Genomic DNA, 19,704 nt, shown 5'->3' with positions numbered 1-19,704 from the left:
GCGGCGGGTGAGCCGTGAAGAGAGAGTGAGCGGGGAGTGGCTGGGCAGGGCAGGGCGGGTTCCGGAGCACCGGAGCGGGAGGCCGCCGAGCCGTGGCGCGTGATCTCGGCCACCACGACCAAGTACAAGTCGGCCGGACCGCTGGCCCGGGTACGGGCCTTCCGGTACCGGGTGCGGTACTGGCTGGACCGGCCGCTCACGCCCTACCTGCTCGTCATCGGCACGACGCTGCTGCTGGTGGTGCTCGGCCTGATGATGGTCTTCTCGGCCTCGCAGATCCTCGCCCTGGGCCAGCACCACTCGGCGCAGTACTACTTCCTCAAGCAGCTGATCGCGGCCATCCTCGGCCTGGTCCTGCTGATCGGCTTCGCCTCCGTGCCGCTGGCGGTGCTGCGGGTGATCGTCTACCCGGTGATGTTCGGGGTGATCGGCGCGCTCGCGCTGGTCGCCGTACCCGGCATCGGGGTGCGGATCAACGGCAACCAGAACTGGCTGGACTTCGGCTTCTTCCAGTTCCAGCCCTCGGAGTTCGCCAAGCTCGCGCTGGTGCTCTGGGGCGCCGACCTGCTCGCCCGCAAGCAGAAGGCCGGCACCCTCACCACCTGGAAGCACCTGCTCGTCCCGCTGGTGCCGGGCGCCCTGCTGCTGCTCGCGCTGATCATGCTCGGCGGCGACATGGGCACCTCGATGATCCTGGTGGCGATGCTGTTCGCGCTGCTCTGGATGGTCGGCGCGCCGCTGCGGCTGTTCGTGGCCACCGTCGGGGTGGCCGTGGTCGTCTGCACCGCGCTGGTGATCACCGTCCCGCACCGGGCGGAGCGCCTGGGCTGCATCGGCGTCACCAAGCCCGACCCGGACGGGGCCTGCTTCCAGGCGCTGCACGGCGTGTACTCGTTCGCGCTCGGCGGAGGCTTCGGCACCGGTCTCGGTGCCGGCGTGGAGAAATGGGGCCAGCTGCCCGAGGCGCACACCGACTTCATCTTCGCCGCGACCGGCGAGGAACTGGGCCTGGTGGGGACGCTGTCGGTGATCGGTCTCTTCGCGGCACTAGGCTACGCGGGTATCCGTGTGGCCATCGGTACGAAGGACCCCTTCGTCAGGTACGCCGCGGGAGCCGCCACCACCTGGATCATGGCGCAGGCCATGATCAACCTGGGGTCGGCGCTGGGACTGCTGCCCATCGCGGGCGTCCCGCTCCCGCTGTTCTCCTACGGCGGTTCCGCCATGCTGTCGGCCATGTCCGCGATCGGTGTGCTGCTGTGCCTGGCGCGCAGCACCTCGGGCGCGAAGGCGGCGCTGGCCGCCCGGAGCAAGAACTCCCGGATCAGGAGACGACTGGCCCGGGTGCTGCCACGACGACGAACCACAGCGCGCCCGGCCCCGGGGCCGGCACGCAGGGAGCGGTGAATTTCGGTGCATGTCGTACTCGCCGGCGGGGGGACCGCCGGTCACATCGAGCCGGCGCTGGCCCTCGCGGACGCCCTCCGCAGGCACGACCCGTCCATCGGGATCACCGCCCTGGGAACCGAGCGCGGACTGGAGACCCGGCTGGTGCCGGAACGCGGCTACCAGCTGGAGCTGATTCCGGCCGTCCCGCTGCCCCGCAAGCCCACCCCCGAGCTGATCACCGTCCCCGGCCGGCTGCGCGGCACCGTCCGGGCCGCCCAGGAGATCATCGAGCGGGTCAACGCGGACGCCGTGGTCGGCTTCGGCGGCTACGTCGCGATGCCCGCCTACCTGGCCGCCAAGCGGGCCGGCGTGCCGATCGTGGTGCACGAGGCGAACGCCCGTCCGGGCCTGGCCAACAAGATCGGCGCCCGCTACACGGACTTCGTCGCGGTCTCCACGCCGGACAGCAAGCTGCGCGACTCCCGGTACATCGGCATCCCGCTGCGCCGGACCATCGCCACCCTGGACCGGGGCGCCGCCAGGCCGGAGGCCCGGCACTACTTCGGCCTCGACCAGCGGCTGCCCACCCTGCTGGTCTCCGGCGGCTCCCAGGGCGCGCGCCGGCTCAACGAGGTGGTCACCGCGATCGCCCCGCGGCTCCAGCAGTACGGCGTGCAGATCCTGCACGCCGTCGGCCCGAAGAACGAGCTGCCGCAGGTCGAGGACATCCCCGGGATGCCGCCGTACCGCGCGGTGCCGTACGTCGACCGGATGGACCTCGCCTACGCGGCGGCGGACCTGATGCTCTGCCGGGCCGGCGCCATGACCGTCGCCGAGCTGGCCGCCGTCGGGCTGCCCGCCGCGTTCGTCCCGCTGCCGATCGGCAACGGCGAGCAGCGGCTGAACGCCCAGCCGATGGTCAAGGCCGGCGGCGGCCTGCTGGTGGACGACGCCGAGCTGACCCCGGAGTGGGTGCTGCAGAACGTGCTGCCGGTGCTCACCGACCCGCAGCGGCTGTGGGACATGAGCCGGGCCGCCGCCGAGTTCGGCCGCCGGGACGCCGACGACCTGCTGGTCGGCATGGTCTACGAGGCGATCCAGGCCTCCCGCGGCGGTCGCCGCCGTGGCTGACGGCCGGCTCGCCGACCCGCTGGAGGAAGAGCTGGAGGCCGAGGAGTCCGCTCCTCGGCTCCGGCTCTCCCGGCGGGGCATCGTGGTGCTGAGCGTGCTCGGCGCCGCGGTGCTGGGCGTGCTGGCCTGGGTGGTGTTCTTCTCCTCGGTGCTGGACGTGCGCGAGGTCGCGGTCCAGGGGCCGAAGGACGAGAAGCTGACGGCGGACCAGGTCCGCGAGGCGATCGGCGGGATCGGTGACGGCCCGCTGGCCAGAGTGGACCTGGACGCCGTCCAGCGCCGGGTGGAGGCGATCCCCCGGGTGGCGAAGGCCGAGGTGTGGCGGGGCTGGCCGCACACCCTGCGGGTGAAGGTCGTCCAGCGCACGGCGGTGGCCGCCGTCAAGGGGGAGGACGGTCAGTTCACCCAGGTGGACGCCGCCGGCGTGAGCTTCGCCACCGAGGCGGCCCCGCCGGAGGGGGTGCCGGTGGTGGAACTGCGGCTCAGTCAGCAGGCCAAGGACGCGGACGGGGTGATCTCCCGTTCGCAGCTGGTTCAGGGCGCGGTGTCGGTGGCCGCCGGACTGCCGCCCGAGGTGGCCAAGCGGGCCGGAGCGGTGCTGGTGCACTCGTACGACGATATTCAGCTGCAGCTCAGCGGGGGTGCGACGGTGCGCTGGGGGAGCCCGGAGCAGACCGACCGCAAGGCCCGGACACTGGTCGCGTTGATGGCTCAGAAGGGCTCGAACTTCGACGTGAGTGCGCCGGAGGCGCCGGCGGTGTCGGGATGATCCGGTAGGTTCTGTGCCTGAGGGAGGGGTTGACGCTGTGAAGTGTCGGCCCGACCCTTGGTGGTCACCCCGGTTTCATGTGCCGGCCGATGATCACATAGGCTCAAAAGAAAAGGGGAAGCTCGGCGTGTTCGTTGAAACACGTGCCTGGAGCCACCTAGTGTCCTGTGTCACCAGACTGTGCCCCCTGGTGATGTGACGGAGGCACAGGACTAACCCTAAAGGTCAAGTTTAGGGTTGGGGTCGGCGGTCGGCATTTCGGACATTCAGTCGGAAACCAGGCTCCCTACCCATCGACATCCGTCGGTACGATCCCCCGTCGGGTCGGGCCGACCCGGAAATTCGAGGCGAGAGGCCTTCGACGTGGCAGCACCGCAGAACTACCTCGCAGTCATCAAGGTCGTCGGAATCGGCGGCGGTGGTGTCAACGCCATCAACCGGATGATCGAGGTCGGTCTCAAGGGCGTCGAGTTCATCGCGATCAACACCGATGCGCAGGCCCTCCTGATGAGCGACGCCGACGTCAAGCTCGATGTGGGCCGTGAACTCACCCGGGGCCTCGGCGCCGGCGCCAACCCCGAGGTCGGCCGCAAGGCCGCCGAGGACCACCGCGAGGAGATCGAGGAGGTCCTCAAGGGGGCCGACATGGTCTTCGTCACCGCGGGTGAGGGTGGTGGCACGGGCACGGGCGGCGCGCCCGTGGTCGCCAACATCGCCCGTTCGCTCGGCGCCCTGACCATCGGCGTGGTCACCCGCCCCTTCACCTTCGAGGGCCGCCGCCGCGCCAACCAGGCCGAGGACGGCATCGCGAGCCTGCGCGAAGAGGTCGACACCCTCATCGTGATCCCCAACGACCGGCTGCTGTCCATCTCGGACCGCCAGGTCAGCGTGCTCGACGCGTTCCGCTCGGCCGACCAGGTCCTGCTCTCCGGTGTCCAGGGCATCACCGACCTGATCACCACCCCCGGCCTGATCAACCTCGACTTCGCCGACGTCAAGTCCGTCATGTCGGAGGCCGGTTCGGCGCTCATGGGCATCGGTTCGGCCCGCGGCGAGGACCGTGCCAAGGCGGCCGCCGTGATGGCGATCTCCTCGCCGCTGCTGGAGGCCTCGATCGACGGCGCCCGCGGCGTGCTGCTCTCCATCTCGGGCGGCTCCGACCTCGGCCTGTTCGAGATCAACGAGTCGGCCCAGCTGGTCAGCGAGGCCGCGCACCCCGAGGCCAACATCATCTTCGGCGCGGTCATCGACGACGCGCTCGGCGACGAGGTCCGGGTCACCGTCATCGCGGCCGGCTTCGACGGCGGGCAGCCGCCGGCGATCGTCCGCGACCCGGTGGTCAAGGCCACCCCCGCCGCCGCGGCCACGCCGCCGGCCGCCCCGGAGCGCCCGGCCACCCGGCCGTCCTACGGGAGCATCGGCTCGGTGACGTCGCGTTCGGAGGGGGAGACCCACGCCGCGCCGCGCGCCACCGAGACCGTGACCACCGCCCCGGTGCCGCCGCAGGTGCAGCCGGTCCGGCAGCCGTTCGTCGAGAGCCCGGCGGAGGAGCTCGACGTCCCGGATTTCCTTAAGTGATCGATCACGCCGTACGCGCGGGTGCTCACTTCGCCTTCACCGACAGGTGGGGCGGGGTGAGCACTTCGCCGTACGGGGAGCTCAACCTCGGCGGGGCGGTGGGGGACGACCCGGAGACCGTCCGGGAGAACCGGGCGATCGCCGCCGGGGAGCTCGGGCTCGACCCGGCCGACGTGGTCTGGATGAACCAGGTGCACGGCGCGCGGGTCGCCGTGGTGACGCAGCGCCAGTCGCCGGGGGACGCCCCCACGGTGGACGCGGTGGTCACCGACCGGCCGCTCGCGCTCGCCGTCCTGACCGCCGACTGCACTCCGGTGCTGCTGGCCGACCCGGTGGCGGGCGTGGTGGGCGCGGCCCACGCGGGCCGGCCCGGGCTGGCGGCCGGGGTGGTGCCCGCGGTCGTGCGGGCGATGGTCGAACTGGGGGCCGAACCCGGCCGGATCGCCGCGGCCACCGGCCCGTCGGTCTGCGGCCGGTGCTACGAGGTGCCGGCCGGCCTGCGGGCGGAGGTCGCCGCGGTGGTGCCCGCCGCGTTCGCCGAGACCTCCTGGGGAACACCGGCGCTGGACGTGGCCGAGGGGGTCGCGGCCCAGCTGGCCGCCGCCGGGGTCACCGGGTTGGTGCGGTCACCGGTCTGCACCCTCGAATCCGCGGATCACTACTCCTATCGCCGCGAGCAGCGCACCGGCCGGCTCGCGAGCTACGTCTGGTTGGGCTCTGATCATTGATGACGAACGACATCTACGGACCGTTCCCGGGGAGTCGCGGCGGCCTTCCCGACCAGAGCTGGCTGGAGACCCTGACGGAGGGGCAGCGGGCCCGGTACGAGGAGCTGGGGACCAACCTCGACGTGGTCGAGCGGCGGATCGCCGACGCCTGCGCGGCTGCCGGACGGCCGCGCGACGAGGTCACCCTGGTCGTCGTCACCAAGACCTACCCCGCCGAGGACACCGCGCTGTTGGCCGGACTGGGTGTGACGGATGTCGCGGAGAACCGCGACCAGGACGCCGCACCCAAGGCAGAGCAGTGCAGAAACCTTCCTCTTGACTGGCACTTCGTCGGACAGCTGCAGACCAACAAGGTCCGCTCGGTCGTCCGGTACGCGAACCACGTGCACTCGGTGGACCGGCTGCGGCTGGTCGGGTCGCTCTCCGCGGCGGTGCTCAAGTCCGAGCGCCCGGAGCTGGGTTGCCTGGTGCAGGTGGCCCTGGACAAGGAGCACGGCGAGGGGGCCCACCGGGCCGGAGTCGCCCCGGAGGACGTCGCGGAACTCACGGACGCGATCGCCGACACGCCCGGCCTGCGGCTGGACGGTGTGATGACCGTCGCTCCGTTGGCCGGTCCGCTCGCCGGAGACCCGCTCCGTGCCTTCGAGCGGCTGACGGAAATCGCAACCGCAGTACGCGCGACCCATCCTGCTGCCACCATGGTCTCCGCAGGAATGAGCGGTGACCTTGAGCAGGCGATTGCCGCCGGGGCGACACATGTGCGCGTCGGAACGGCGGTACTCGGAGTGAGGTCACCCCTCAGGTAACGTCACCGGGTAGTAGATCAGACTGCAGGACAAAATAGGACAGAATCTAGCAGCTCCTCGGAGCGCTAGCGAACCGTGGATCGCAGCTCCGCGGCCCCCACCCCACGAACTCTGACCGGCCGTCGGCCTGACGGGCCGTCGTGGGTGGACCGCGGAATCCGCAGGCAGGGCCGCACGGCCTGGCCGCCGGGACGGAGCCGGTCCGCACGGAGCGAGCAGAGCGAGCGACCATCGGAAGGTGCGCGTTTCGCGAAGCCGCCACCGAGCGCCAGCGAGGTGGCTATGAGCGGAGGAGACAGGAGCATGGCCGGCGCAATGCGCAAGATGGCGGTCTACCTCGGCCTCGTGGAGGACGAGACGTACGACGGTCAGGGGTACGACCCTGACGACGACTACGACGCGGACCCCGAGCCGATTCGAACGGGACAGCGGACCGAGGACATCCCCCGGCCGGCCGCCGCGCCCGCCCCGGTCTCCTCGATCACTCCGCAGCCGGTCCCGGCCGCGGTGCCGATCCGGCAGGAGACCCCGAGGATGGCCCCAGTGTCGTCCATCACACCCGAACGCCGCCACAACCTGGAGAAGAGCGCCCCGGTGATCATGCCCAAGGTAGTGAACGAACGAGAGCCCTACCGCATCACCACGCTGCACCCGCGGACCTACAACGAGGCCCGTACCATCGGGGAACAGTTCCGTGGCGGGACCCCCGTGATCATGAATCTGACCGAGATGGACGACACCGACGCGAAGCGACTCGTAGACTTCGCCGCTGGACTCGTCTTCGGTCTGCACGGCAGTATCGAGCGCGTGACACAGAAGGTGTTCCTGCTGTCGCCTGCTAACGTCGATGTCACGGCGGAGGACAAGGCTCGGATCGCCGAGGGTGGGTTCTTCAACCAGAGCTGACCCGGCCACGACTTTACGTGTGGATCTGATCAACAGTGGATTAGCGACAGGTGACGAGCGGCAGGCCCAAGGGCCCGGAACCGGGGAGAGGGAAACGCGATGGACATCGTGTGGGCGGTGCTCTACTACGCCCTGACCGTCTTCCTGGTGTTCCTGCTCGTGCGACTGGTCATGGACTGGGTCTTCCAGTTCGCGCGTTCGTGGCGGCCCGGCAAGGCCATGGTCCTGGTCCTGGAGGCCACGTACACTGTCACGGATCCGCCGCTCAAGCTTCTTCGGCGGTTCATTCCGCCGTTGCGTTTCGGGGGCGTGGCGCTCGACCTGTCCTTCTTCGTACTGATGATCATTGTGTATGTCCTGATCTCGCTTGTGCGGCCCTAGTCGTAGGTGAGCGATGCGACAGGATGCCGGTGTGCCGACGATCACGTTGAGGTGAAGAGATGCCATTGACCCCCGAGGACGTTCGGAACAAGCAGTTCACGACCGTCCGCCTGCGCGAAGGCTATGACGAGGACGAGGTCGATGCCTTCCTCGACGAGGTCGAAGGAGAGCTGACCCGCCTGCTTCGCGAGAACGAGGACCTGCGCGCCAAGCTGGCCGCCGCGACTCGCGCCGCCGCGCAGAACCAGGCGAACATGCGGAAGGAGCCGCCGCAGGACGCCCGTTCGGGCGCCCCCGTTCCGGCCGCCATATCCGGCCCGCCGGTTCCCGGCCAGCAGGGCCCCGGCCCGCAGCAGCAGCAGATGGGCCCCGGTGGTCCGCAGCAGCAGATGGGCGGCCCGCAGCAGCAGCAGATGGGCAACCAGCCGCTCGGCCTGCCCTCCGGCGCCCCGCAGCTCCCCGCCGGCCCCCAGCAGATGGGCGGCCCGCAGCAGCAGCAGATGAACCAGACCATGGGCGGCCAGCAGCAGCTGGTCCAGCCGATGGGCGGTCAGATGCTCCAGCCCATGGGCGGCCCCGGTGGCCCGCAGCAGATGGGCAACCCGATGGGCCAGGGCATGGGCCAGCAGCAGCAGATGCAGCCGATGGGCGGCCCGATGGGCGGCCCGCAGCAGCAGCAGATGGGCGGCCCCATGGGCGCCCCCATGCAGCAGCAGGGCCCCGGTGGCGACAGTGCCGCCCGCGTCCTGGCGCTCGCTCAGCAGACCGCCGACCAGGCGATCTCGGAGGCCCGTTCCGAGGCCAACAAGATCGTCGGCGAGGCCCGCAGCCGCGCCGAGGGCCTGGAGCGCGACGCCCGTGCCAAGGCCGACGCCCTGGAGCGGGACGCGCAGGAGAAGCACCGCGTCGCGATGGGCTCGCTGGAGTCCGCGCGCGCCACGCTGGAGCGCAAGGTCGAGGACCTGCGGGCGTTCGAGCGCGAGTACCGGACGCGCCTCAAGTCGTACCTGGAGACCCAGCTGCGCCAGCTGGAGTCGCAGGCCGACGACTCGCTCGCCCCGCCGCGGATCCCCGCCACCGCGTCGCTGCCGCCGGCGGCCTCGTCGATGGCTCCGGCCGGTGCCGGTGCGATGAGCGGTGCCCCGGCCTTCGGTGGCAACCAGCCGGCCTTCGGCGGCAACGCGCCGTCGTTCGGCGGGCAGAGTTCCTTCGGCGGCAACCCGCCGGCGCCGAGCTTCGGCGGCCAGGCGTCCGGTGGCAACACCGGCGCGCCGCAGATGCAGCCGGCCGGGATGACGCAGCCGATGGCGGCCGTCCGCCCGCAGCCTCCGCAGCCGATGCAGCAGGCGCCGGCGCCGATGCGGGGCTTCCTGATCGACGAGGACGGCGACAACTGAGGTTGTAGCGCGGCCTTTTGAGAGCGCCCCCTGTTCGACCCACGGGTCGGACAGGGGGCGCTCTGCTGTGGTGCGGGCGCGCGCGGGGTGGTGACGTCGCTTCGGGGGCGCGCGGGTACGGCGAAGCCGCCGTCGCCCCGGGCGGGGTGACGGCGGCTTCGGAGTCGGTCAGGCCTTGCGGAGCTGGAAGGCGAGGCCGAGGGCTTCGTCGGCGAAGGTCTCGGAGTCCCAGTCGGCCGTGCCGGCGGCGAAGTCGGTGGCCAGGACCTCCTCGGCGACGAGGGGGCCGTGCTCGGCGATGGCCTCGGCGGTCTCCTCGGTGGTGGCCCGCCAGCGCAGGACGATCCGGTCGGCGACGTCGAGACCGGAGTTCTTGCGGGCCTCCTGGATCTGGCGGATGGCGTCGCGGGCGACGCCGAGCCGCTTGAGCTCCGGGGTGATGGCCAGGTCGAGGGCGACGGTGGCGCCGGACTCGTTGGCGACGGCCCAGCCCTCGCGCGGGGTCTCGGTGATGATCACCTCGTCCGGGGAGAGGGCGACCGGCTCGCCGTTCAGCTCGACCGAGGTCTCGCCGTCGGCGCGCAGTTCGGCGGCCAGGCGGGCGGCGTCGGTGGCGGCGACCGCCTTGGCGACGTCCTGCACGCCCTTGCCGAACCGCTTGCCCAGGGCGCGGAAGTTGGCCTTGGCGCTGGTGTCGACGAGCGAGCCGCCGACCTCGGCGAGCGACTCCAGGGTGGAGACGTTGAGCTCCTCGGCGATCTGCGCGCGCAGGTCGGCGGGCAGCTCGTCCCAGCCCTGGGCGGCGATCAGCGCGCGGGACAGCGGCTGACGGGTCTTCACACCGGACTCGGCGCGGGTGGCCCGGCCGAGCTCCACCAGGCGGCGGACCAGCGCCATGTGCCGGGAGAGGTCGGTGTCGATCAGCGACTCGTCCGCCTGCGGCCAGGTGGCCAGGTGGACCGAGGCCGGGGCGTCCGCGGCGACCGGGACGACCAGGTCCTGCCAGACCTGCTCGGTGATGAACGGGGTCATCGGGGCCATCAGGCGGGTGACCGTCTCCAGCGCCTCGTGCAGGGTGGCGAGCGCGGCCGCGTCGCCCTGCCAGAAGCGGCGGCGGCCGCGGCGGACGTACCAGTTGGACAGGTCGTCGACGAAGCCGGACAGCAGCTTGCCGGCGCGCTGGGTGTCGTACGCCTCGAAGGCGGCGTCGACCTCGCGGACCAGGGTGTTCAGCTCGGAGAGCACCCAGCGGTCCAGCTGCGGGCGGTCGGCCGGGGCCGGATCGGCCGCCGAGGGGGACCAGCCGGCGGTGCGGGCGTACAGGGCCTGGAAGGCGACGGTGTTCCAGTAGGTGAGGAGGGTCTTGCGGACCACCTCCTGGATGGTGCCGTGGCCGACCCGGCGGGCCGACCAGGGCGAACCGCCGGCGGCCATGAACCAGCGGACGGCGTCGGCGCCGTGCTGGTCCATCAGCGGGATCGGCTGCAGGATGTTGCCCAGGTGCTTGGACATCTTGCGGCCGTCCTCGGCCAGGATGTGGCCCAGGCAGACGACGTTCTCGTAGCTGTTCTTGTCGAACACCAGGGTGCCGACCGCCATCAGCGTGTAGAACCAGCCACGGGTCTGGTCGATCGCCTCGGAGATGAACTGCGCCGGGTAGCGCTTCTCGAACAGCTCCTTGTTCTGGTACGGGTAGCCGTACTGGGCGAAGGGCATCGAGCCCGAGTCGTACCAGGCGTCGATGACCTCGGGGACCCGGGTCGAGGTGCCGCCGCACTCGCGGCAGGCGAAGGTCACGTCGTCGATGTACGGGCGGTGCGGGTCGAGCTCGCTCTGGTCGGTGCCGGTGAGCTCGGAGAGCTCGGCCAGCGAGCCGACGCAGGTGAGGTGGCCCTCCTCGCAGCGCCAGATCGGCAGCGGGGTGCCCCAGTAGCGGTTACGGCTGAGCGCCCAGTCGATGTTGTTGTTCAGCCAGTCGCCGAAGCGGCCGTGCTTCACGTTCTCCGGGTACCAGTTGGTGGCCTCGTTCTCCCGGATCAGGGCGTCCTTGACCGCGGTGGTGCGGATGTACCAGGACGGCTGCGCGTAGTAGAGCAGCGCGGTGTGGCAGCGCCAGCAGTGCGGGTAGCTGTGCTCGTACGGGAGGTGGCGGAAGAGCAGGCCGCGCTCCTTGAGGTCCGCGACCAGGGCCTCGTCGGCCTTCTTGAAGAACTGGCCGCCGACCAGCGGGACCTCGGGGGCGAAGGTGCCGTCGGCGAGCACCGGGTTGACCACCGGCAGGCCGTACCTGCGGCAGGTCGCGAGGTCGTCCGCGCCGAAGGCGGGCGACTGGTGGACGATGCCGGTGCCGTCCTCGGTGGTGACGTAGTCGGCGTTGAGGACGTAGTGCGCGTTCTCGATCTCGACCAGGTCGAACGGGCGGCGGTAGGCCCAGCGCTCCATCTCGGCGCCGGTGAAGGACTCGCCGGTGGCCTCCCAGCCCTCGCCGAGGGCCTTGGCGAGCAGCGGCTCGGCGACGACCAGCTTCTCCTCGCCGTCGGTGGCCACCACGTAGGTGACCTCCGGGTGGACGGCGGCGGCGGTGTTGGAGACCAGGGTCCACGGGGTGGTGGTCCAGACCAGCAGCGCGGCCCGGCCGGCCAGCGGGCCGCTGGTCAGCGGGAAGCGGACGAAGACCGAGGGGTCGACGACGGTCTCGTAGCCCTGGGCCAGCTCGTGGTCGGACAGGCCGGTGCCGCAGCGCGGGCACCAGGGGGCGACCCGGTGGTCCTGGACCAGCAGGCCCTTGTCGAAGATCTGCTTGAGCGACCACCAGACGGACTGGACGTACGACGGGTCCATCGTCCGGTAGGCCTCGTCGAGGTCGACCCAGTACCCCATGCGGGTGGTCAGCTCGGCGAAGGCGTCGGTGTGGCGGGTCACCGACTCGCGGCACTTGGCGTTGAACTCGGCGATGCCGTACGCCTCGATGTCCTGCTTGCCGGAGAAGCCCAGCTCCTTCTCGACGGCGAGCTCGACCGGGAGGCCGTGGCAGTCCCAGCCGGCCTTGCGGGCGACGTGGTAGCCCTTCATCGTCCGGAAGCGGGGGAAGACGTCCTTGAAGACGCGGGCCTCGATGTGGTGGGCGCCGGGCATGCCGTTGGCGGTCGGCGGGCCCTCGTAGAAGACCCACTCGGGGCGGCCCTCGGACTGCTCCAGGCTGCGCTGGAAGATCTTGTTGTCCTGCCAGAACGACAGGATCCGGTGTTCGAGGGCGGGCAGGTCCACCTGTGCGGGGACGGAGTTGTAGGTGCTCATCGCGGGCGTCATACCTCCGGCGGATGTGAACGGGATCCGACGGAGGGACGAGACGGCGAGCCGCCCCGCGGTACCACCCTCCTTGGCCGCGGTGCTGCTGCGGCCCTCTTGTTTGGGCTTGCTGCCGGGTCTAGTGGGCCGGCCCGCGCGGTGGCGGGCGGCCGTTCTTCCGGCGGCTCCGGGGTGATCTTCCCGCCGTGCACACCCCCGGGCTCGCACCGTCCCCGGGTCGCTGGTGGCTGCGTACGTCGGTACTCGTCCCATCTGCGCCTTGCAGGGCCAGTGTATCGGCCGGGCGAGTCGGTTTGTCCAAATCGTTTTTCCCCGCGGTGGACGACCGGGGCGCTCCGGGGCCGGCGGCGGTGGTGGTTAGGCGGGGGTGATCTGGGCACAAGTCTGGTCAGCGCGCGGGGCGTGGCGGCTGGGGCGGCTGCCTGGGTGGGATCATCATGGGGCGTCGGAATGTCATGTTGTGACCGGTTTTGATCGGGATTATCGTTCCGGCACTGGAGGCCGCCGGGAACCGGCGGCTCGATTCGTTCGTAGATGGGGTCGAAGCCATGGCTGAGAAGGCAACCGGCGCGGGTACCGCCACCAAGCGGGCACGCAAGGCCGTGGCGGCCGATCCAGGGGAGGGGACCGTGACCACTACCGCACGGCAGAAGAGCAGCACCGACACCGTCACCGTGCCGCGCGGCGCCGAGTCGGTGGACCCGGCCACGCTGCCGGTCCGGCCCGGCGAGGACCCGTGGACCACCGACGAGGTCCACGAGCTGCACACCGAGCTCATCAGCGAGCTGGAGCGGCTGCAGAACGAGATCGACGCCGCGGAGGCGGCCATCTCCGGCCTGATGCGTGACTCCAACGACGGAGCCGGTGACGACCAGGTGGACGCCGGTACGAAGAACATCTCGCGGGAGAGCGAGCTCGCGCTCGCCAACAACGCCCGGGACAGCCTCGCCCAGACCGAGCGGGCCCTGACCAGGCTGGAGGGCGTCGGCTTCGGCACCTGCGAGTCCTGCGGGCAGGCCATCGGGAAGGCCCGGATGCAGGCCTTCCCCCGGGCCACGCTCTGCGTGCAGTGCAAGGCCAAGCAGGAACGCCGCTGACGCGGCCGACCGGGGCGGCGCAGGGGGTCGGGCTTGCCGTACGCTCGACCCCGTAACGTCGCCTGAATCCTCGGGACACGTCCGGTTCGGAGGTGTCCGGTACGGCGACCACGGGCCCACCCTCCCCCACCTCCAACCGGGGGAGCTCCACCGGCAGCGGAGCGGATCATCAGTACGCAAGGTTCCCCCCAGACGCGGGACGACGCCGTCCCGACCCCCGCCGAAGCCGTGGAGGTGGCCGTGGCCGAGTCCACCGAGCCCGCCGAGCCTGCTGGGCCCGCCGAGGCGAGCGCCCCGGCCGCGGCGGAGGCGCCGAAGGGCCGTCGGCGGGTCGGCGTGCTGATGGTCGTCGCGCTGCTCGCCTTCCTGATCGACCTCGGCAGCAAGCTGCTGGTCGTGGCCCGGCTGGAGAACCACGCGGCGATCAAGGTGATCGGGGACGTCGTCACCTTCCAGGTCATCCGCAACTCCGGCGCCGCCTTCGGCATGGGGCAGGCGCTGACCGTCGTCTTCACGATGATCGCCTCGGCCGTCATCGTGGTGATCTGGCGGATCGCCCGCCGGCTGTACAGCCTGCCCTGGGCGATCGCGCTCGGGCTGCTGCTCGGCGGGGCCCTGGGCAACCTCACCGACCGGCTGTTCCGCTCGCCGGGCGTCTTCCGCGGGCACGTCGTCGACTTCATCTCCGTCCAGCACTTCGCGGTCTTCAACCTCGCCGACTCGGCGATCGTCTGCGGCGGAATCCTCGTCGTGCTGCTCTCCTTCCGGGGCAGCAACCCGGACGGCACCGTCCACCAGCAGGGCGGCAAGACCGAGTAGCAGGGGCCCCCGGGCGGTCGGGCGGGCGGCGGAGGGCCGCGGTTCCGGCATACTCGTACGGGTGAGTACCGCAGCGCAGATCCGCAGCCTCCCCGTACCCGACGGCCTGGAGGGCGAGCGCCTCGACGCCGCCCTCGCCCGGATGTTCGGCTTCTCCCGGACGAAGGCCGCCGAGTTGGCCGCCGACGGCAAGGTGACGCTCGACGGCGCCGTGGCCGGAAAGTCGGACCGGGTGACCGCCGGCTCCTGGCTGGAGGTCGAGATCCCGGCCCCCGCCGCCCCCGTGCGGATCATCGCCGAGCCGGTCGAGGGCATGCGGATCATCCACGACGACGAGGACATCGTGCTCGTCGACAAGCCGGTCGGCGTCGCCGCGCACCCCAGCCCCGGCTGGACCGGCACCACCGTCATCGGCGGGCTCGCCGCGGCCGGCTACCGGATCTCCACCTCCGGCGCCGCCGAGCGCCAGGGCGTCGTGCACCGGCTGGACGTCGGCACCTCCGGGCTGATGGTCGTCGCCAAGTCCGAGCGCGCGTACACCGACCTCAAGCGGCAGTTCCACGACCGGATCACCGAGAAGCGCTACCACGCCCTCGTGCAGGGGCACCCGGACCCGCTGAGCGGCACCGTGGACGCGCCGATCGGGCGGCACCCCAGCTCGGACTGGAAGTGGGCCGTGACCAAGGACGGCAAGCCGTCCGTCACCCACTACGACCTGATCGAGGCCTACCGCTCGGCCTCGCTGCTCGACATCAAGCTGGAGACCGGGCGCACCCACCAGATCCGGGTCCACATGTCCGCGCTGCGCCACCCCTGCGTGGGCGACCTGACCTACGGCGCCGACCCGACGCTGGCCAAGCGGCTCGGGCTGACCCGGCAGTGGCTGCACGCCGTGTCGCTCGGCTTCGAGCACCCGGCGGACGGGCAGTGGGTCGAGTTCTCCAGCGAGTACTCGCCCGACCTGCGCAAGGCGCTCGACATCATCTCGTCGGAGAGCTGAGATGACGGCGGCCATCCGGACCGCGGCGGGCGCCGCGGACCTGGCGCTGGTGCGGGACGTGCGGCGCGAGGTGTTCATCGTCGAGCAGAACGTGCCGGAGGAGCTGGAGTACGACGAGTACGACGCGACCTCGGTGCACCTGCTGGCCGTGGCGGCGGACGGGACCGCGCTCGGGACCGGACGGCTGATCTTCGGGGAGCAGGCGCTGAAGCTCACCGGGGGTGTCGAGGGCAGGGTGCTGCTCGGACGCCTCGCGGTGGTGTCGGCGGCCCGGGGGACCGGGCTCGGGGCCCAGCTGGTGCGGGCGATCGAGGCGGCCGGGCTCGACCGCGGGGCCGTCGAGGTGGAACTGCACGCGCAGGTGCGGGCGCTGGGGTTCTACGAGCGGCTGGGGTACGCGGCCGAGGGCCCGGTGTACGAGGACGCGGGGATACCGCATCGGACGATGACGCGGGTGCTGTAGGGCGCGCCCTGCGGATCCCCGTACCCCTGGTGGGGTGCGGGGATCTCCGTCGTCCCGTGCCGTACCGGGGCGCAACGGGGTGAACGGGGCGGAAGCGGCGGCTTCGGCGGTGGCCTTATCGGACGCCTACCCGGGGGGCGGATACGATCAGCCCCCATGGAGTTCGGTGGGGCGTGGCGCCGGTGGCGCAGCCGGGGTACGACGGTGCGGCGCAGGGTGGTGGCCGGTGCGGTGGCCCTGGTGGTGGTGGCCGGGGTCGGTACGGCGACGGTGGCGTCCGGCGGTGAGCCGGCGGTCCATCAGGAGGACCGTTTCCTCGCCATGCCGGAGACCCCCGGCAGTGACCAGCAGGTCCAGGTGGACACCTCCTTCTTCACCACCGGCAGCACCCCGCGCCCGGCGGTCCTGCTCGCGCACGGCTTCGGCGGCTCCAAGGACGGCGAGCGCGAACGCGCCCAGCAGCTGGCCCGGCAGGGCTACGCGGTGCTGACCTGGTCGGCGCGCGGCTTCGGGCACTCGGGCGGGAAGATCGGCCTCAACGCGCCCGACCGCGAGGTCGAGGACGTCAAGCACCTGGTGGACTGGCTGGCCCAGCGGCCCGAGGTGCAGCTCGACGGGCCCGGCGACCCCCGGGTCGGCATCACCGGTGCCTCGTACGGCGGCGCCGTCTCGCTGCTGGCCTCCGCGTACGACCACCGGATCGACGCGGTGGCCACCCAGATCACCTGGTGGAACCTCGCCGACGCGCTGTTCCCGCAGGGCGTGCAGGGCTCGGGCGCCGTCGACGGCGTGTTCAAGAAGCTCTGGGCCGGGATCTTCTTCACCACCGGCGCGGCCGGCGACCTCGGGCCCTCGGGCGGCGCGCCGCGCGGCGGCGGGGCCGGGCAGGGCGGGCCGGGGCAGGGCGGCGACGCCGCGGGCGGGCCGGTCGGCTGCGGGCGGTTCCTGGAGTCGCTCTGCCAGATGTACGACCGGGTCGCCACCGCCGGGCACGCCGACCCGGAGGCCGTCGCGCTGCTGGACCGCTCCAGCCCGTCCTCGGTGGCCGCGCAGCTCAAGGCGCCCACCCTGGTCGTGCAGGGCCAGCAGGACTCGCTGTTCCCGCTCGACCAGGGCGACCGGATCGCCCGGGCCGTCGCGGCCAACGGGGCACCCGTCTCGGTGGACTGGTTCGCCGGCGGGCACGACGGCGGCACCGACACCAGCGCCCGGGTCGACGACCGGGTGACCGCCTGGTTCGACCGCTACCTGAAGGGGCAGGGCGACGACACCGGCCCCGCGTTCCGGGTCACCCGCACCGGGGGCGTCGACTCCACCGGCTTCCAGGCCGTGCTGCGCGGCGCCTCCGCCGACCGCTACCCGGGCCTGGGCGGAACCGGCTCCCACGGTGTCGAACTGGCCGGCGGTGAGCAGACCATCGCCAACCCGCCCGGCGGGGCCCCGCCCGGGATCTCGACGCTGCCCGGGATCGGCGCGCTGAGCCAGGCCGCCTCGCTGGGCGCCGGGCTGTCGCTCGACTTCCCCGGCCAGCACGCCGCCTTCGACTCCGCGCCGCTGGACCAGCCGCTGCACCTGACCGGGCAGCCCACCGTGCCCGTCCAGGTGCACGCCGACCGGCCGGACGCGGTGCTCTTCGCCAAGCTGTACGACGTGGGCCCGGACGGCAAGGCCGTGCTCCCGCAGCAGCTCGCCGCCCCGCTGCGGGTCACCGGCGCCGACGCGGGCCGCACCGTCACCGTCGCGCTGCCCGCCGTCGACCACACCTTCGCCGCCGGACACCGGCTGCGGCTCGTCCTGGCCGCCACCGACCTCGCGTACGCCTCGCCCGTCGAGCCCGCCACCTACCGGGTCGCGCCGGCCGGGGCGCTCACCGTGCCGACCGACGACGAACTCGTCACCGAGGCCACGCCGCTGCCCGCGCGCACCTGGCTGCTGCCGCTGGCGGCCGTCGTGGTGGCGCTCGGCCTGGTGCTGTCGCCCCGGCTGCTGCGCCGCCGTCGGCGGGGGGCGGGCGACGGGCCGGCGTACGATCCGGCGCTGGCCGGGGTGCCGTTGCAGATCACCGGCCTGAGCAAGCGCTACAAGGGCGCTCAGGACCGTTACGCCGTGCGGGAGTTGGGCTTCCGGGTGGAGCAGGGGCAGGTGCTCGGCCTGCTCGGGCCCAACGGCGCCGGCAAGACCACCACGCTGCGGATGCTGATGGGCCTGATCCGGCCCGACGCGGGCGAGATCCGGATCTTCGGCCACCTGGTGCGCCCCGGCGCACCGGTGCTCTCCCGGGTCGGCGCCTTCGTCGAGGGCGCGGGCTTCCTGCCGCACCTCACCGGCCGGGCCAACCTGCGGCTGTACTGGCAGGCCACCGGCCGGCCGGAGGCGGACGCCCGCTTCGACGAGGCGCTGGCCATCGCCGGTCTCGGCGAGGCGCTCGACCGCGCGGTGCGGACCTACTCGCAGGGCATGCGCCAGCGGCTCGCCATCGCCCAGGCCATGCTCGGGATGCCGGACCTGCTGATCCTCGACGAGCCGACCAACGGGCTCGACCCGCCGCAGATCCGCGAGATGCGCGAGGTGATGATCCGGTACGCCGCCGCCGGCCGTACCGTCATCGTCTCCAGCCACCTGCTCGCCGAGGTCGAGCAGAGCTGCACGGACCTGGTGGTGATGGACCGCGGGCGGCTGATCACCACCGGAGCCGTCGGCGAGATCGTCGGTGCGGGCGAGCTGCTGTTCCTCGGCGTGCCCGCCGGGTACGAGCCCGGGTCGGTCGTCGAGAAGGTGGGCGCGCTGGCCGGGGTCGGTTCGGCGGAGGCCGTCGAGGGCGGGCTGCTGGTGCGCCTGGACGGGCTGGCGGCGCACGAACTGCTGGCCGAACTGGTGCGCCTCGGCGTGCCGGTGGAGAGCGCCGGGCCGCAGCGGCGGCTGGAGGACGCGTTCCTGTCGTTGATCGGAGGTGCGGCGTGAGCAGTGGCGTGAGTGGTGGGGCGAGCGGTGACGTGAGCGGTGACGTGAGCAGCGATGTGAGCGGTGGCGCGAGCGGCATCGTGTCGGCGGACCACGCCGAGGGGTACCGGGCGGGCCGGACGCTGCCGCTGCGGGTGGAGGCGATGCGCCAACTGCGGCGCCGCCGCACCCTGGTGATCGGCGCGGTGCTGGCCGCCCTGCCGTTCGTGATGCTGGCCGCGTTCCAGATCGGCGGCACCCCGAGCCGCCCCGACCGGACCACCTTCATCGACCTGGCCACCGCGTCCGGGCCCAACTTCGCCGCCACCATGCTGTTCGTGGGCACCGGCTTCCTGCTGGTCATCCCGGTGGCGCTGTTCTGCGGCGACACGGTCGCCTCCGAGGCGAGCTGGTCCTCGCTGCGCTACCTGCTGGCCGCGCCGGTGCCCCGGGCCCGGCTGCTGGCCCGCAAGTTCGCGGTCGGGCTGGCGTTCTCGGCGGTGGCGGTGGCGATGCTGCCGCTGATCGGGCTGGTCGTCGGCACCGCCGCGTACGGCTGGGGGGACCTCAAGCTGCCCACCGGGGCCAGCCTTTCGGCCGGGGAGGCGCTGCCCCGGCTGGCCGTCGCGGCGGCCTACGTGTTCCTCGCCGAGATCGTGATCGCCGCGCTGGCGTTCTGGCTCTCCACGGCGACGGACGCGCCGCTGGGCGCCGTCGGCGGGGCGGTGTTCGCGTCGATCATCACCGGGGTGCTGGACGCCGTCACGGCGCTGGGGGGCCTGCGGGAGTGGCTGCCCGCGCACTGGCAGTACGCCTGGGCGGACGCCCTGCAGCCGCAGTTGGAGTGGGGCGGCATGGTGCAGGGCGTCTCGCTGTCGCTGTCGTACGCGGCGGTGCTGCTCGCGCTGGCGTTCCGGGGGTTCGCGCGCAAGGACGTGGTGTCGTAGGGCCGTCGTGCTGCGGGCCCGCCGCGTGGGTGCGGCGGGCCCGG

Annotated in this window: 16 protein-coding genes; 15 read left to right on the top strand and 1 reads right to left on the bottom strand. The window is 72.2% G+C overall.

The genetic code is table 11. The annotated features are described in order from the left end of the window. Positions 1–99: 99 nt before the first annotated feature. From ftsW to ACIO9K_RS25310, 9 genes are all read left to right on the top strand, one after another. The gene (ftsW, locus tag ACIO9K_RS25350) at positions 100–1,407 is read left to right on the top strand and encodes a putative lipid II flippase FtsW (protein WP_371516659.1); all 1,308 of its coding nucleotides are present in this window, start codon (positions 100–102) and stop codon (positions 1,405–1,407) included. Between the two features lie 6 nt (positions 1,408–1,413). After that, positions 1,414–2,520 carry an undecaprenyldiphospho-muramoylpentapeptide beta-N-acetylglucosaminyltransferase gene (gene murG, locus ACIO9K_RS25345; protein WP_063347235.1) on the top strand — a complete coding sequence of 369 codons (1,107 nt, stop codon included), beginning with the start codon at positions 1,414–1,416 and terminating at the stop codon, positions 2,518–2,520. Beyond that, positions 2,513–3,289, top strand: a complete 777-nt coding sequence (locus ACIO9K_RS25340) for an FtsQ-type POTRA domain-containing protein (RefSeq protein ID WP_363582922.1) — start codon at positions 2,513–2,515, stop codon at positions 3,287–3,289. Before murG ends, ACIO9K_RS25340 begins: the two co-directional genes overlap by 8 nt. Before the next feature lie 363 nt (positions 3,290–3,652). Further along, the gene (gene ftsZ, locus ACIO9K_RS25335; protein WP_371516657.1) at positions 3,653–4,867 is read left to right on the top strand and encodes a cell division protein FtsZ; all 1,215 of its coding nucleotides are present in this window, start codon (positions 3,653–3,655) and stop codon (positions 4,865–4,867) included. Next, the gene (gene pgeF, locus ACIO9K_RS25330) at positions 4,864–5,595 is read left to right on the top strand and encodes a peptidoglycan editing factor PgeF (RefSeq protein WP_363618880.1); all 732 of its coding nucleotides are present in this window, start codon (positions 4,864–4,866) and stop codon (positions 5,593–5,595) included. The genes ftsZ and pgeF overlap by 4 nt, the downstream gene beginning before the upstream one ends. After that, positions 5,595–6,401 (top strand): YggS family pyridoxal phosphate-dependent enzyme, encoded by an 807-nt coding sequence (locus ACIO9K_RS25325; protein WP_400333357.1) that lies wholly within the window; start codon positions 5,595–5,597, stop codon positions 6,399–6,401. Before pgeF ends, ACIO9K_RS25325 begins: the two co-directional genes overlap by 1 nt. A gap of 303 nt (positions 6,402–6,704) precedes the next feature. Continuing rightward, a complete protein-coding gene (locus tag ACIO9K_RS25320; protein WP_031071810.1) occupies positions 6,705–7,307 on the top strand; it encodes a cell division protein SepF in 603 nt (200 codons plus the stop codon). A 99-nt stretch (positions 7,308–7,406) separates the two neighbouring features. Then, the gene (locus tag ACIO9K_RS25315; protein ID WP_063347232.1) at positions 7,407–7,688 is read left to right on the top strand and encodes a YggT family protein; all 282 of its coding nucleotides are present in this window, start codon (positions 7,407–7,409) and stop codon (positions 7,686–7,688) included. 59 nt (positions 7,689–7,747) lie between these two features. Next, complete coding sequence (locus tag ACIO9K_RS25310) at positions 7,748–9,085, top strand: DivIVA domain-containing protein (RefSeq protein ID WP_400333352.1); 1,338 nt, start codon at positions 7,748–7,750, stop codon at positions 9,083–9,085. A 168-nt stretch (positions 9,086–9,253) separates the two neighbouring features. Here the strand turns inward: ACIO9K_RS25310 and ileS are convergent, their stop codons facing one another. Beyond that, positions 9,254–12,382, bottom strand: coding sequence for an isoleucine--tRNA ligase (ileS, locus tag ACIO9K_RS25305; RefSeq protein WP_400333349.1), 3,129 nt, complete (start codon positions 12,380–12,382; stop codon positions 9,254–9,256). 641 nt (positions 12,383–13,023) lie between these two features. Here ileS and ACIO9K_RS25300 point away from each other — a divergent pair. The 6 genes from ACIO9K_RS25300 (at position 13,024) to ACIO9K_RS25275 (ending at position 19,660) form a co-directional block, all read left to right on the top strand. Further along, the gene (locus ACIO9K_RS25300; protein ID WP_244293330.1) at positions 13,024–13,491 is read left to right on the top strand and encodes a TraR/DksA family transcriptional regulator; all 468 of its coding nucleotides are present in this window, start codon (positions 13,024–13,026) and stop codon (positions 13,489–13,491) included. 165 nt (positions 13,492–13,656) lie between these two features. Further along, positions 13,657–14,310, top strand: a complete 654-nt coding sequence (lspA, locus tag ACIO9K_RS25295) for a signal peptidase II (protein WP_400333450.1) — start codon at positions 13,657–13,659, stop codon at positions 14,308–14,310. Positions 14,311–14,371: 61 nt separating this feature from the next. Further along, positions 14,372–15,310 carry an RluA family pseudouridine synthase gene (locus ACIO9K_RS25290; protein WP_363582910.1) on the top strand — a complete coding sequence of 313 codons (939 nt, stop codon included), beginning with the start codon at positions 14,372–14,374 and terminating at the stop codon, positions 15,308–15,310. Between the two features lies 1 nt (position 15,311). Continuing rightward, positions 15,312–15,773 (top strand): GNAT family N-acetyltransferase, encoded by a 462-nt coding sequence (locus ACIO9K_RS25285; protein WP_363618884.1) that lies wholly within the window; start codon positions 15,312–15,314, stop codon positions 15,771–15,773. Positions 15,774–15,929: 156 nt separating this feature from the next. Then, positions 15,930–18,734, top strand: a complete 2,805-nt coding sequence (locus ACIO9K_RS25280) for an alpha/beta fold hydrolase (RefSeq protein ID WP_400333344.1) — start codon at positions 15,930–15,932, stop codon at positions 18,732–18,734. 44 nt (positions 18,735–18,778) lie between these two features. Further along, the gene (locus ACIO9K_RS25275; RefSeq protein ID WP_400333341.1) at positions 18,779–19,660 is read left to right on the top strand and encodes an ABC transporter permease; all 882 of its coding nucleotides are present in this window, start codon (positions 18,779–18,781) and stop codon (positions 19,658–19,660) included. The last annotated feature ends 44 nt before the right edge of the window (positions 19,661–19,704 follow it).

The sequence above is a fragment of the Kitasatospora sp. NPDC087271 genome (assembly GCF_044744605.1).
Lineage (GTDB): Bacteria > Actinomycetota > Actinomycetes > Streptomycetales > Streptomycetaceae > Kitasatospora.
Note: the sequence above shows the minus strand (reverse complement) of the source record. Positions and strands in the feature narration are given on the sequence as shown.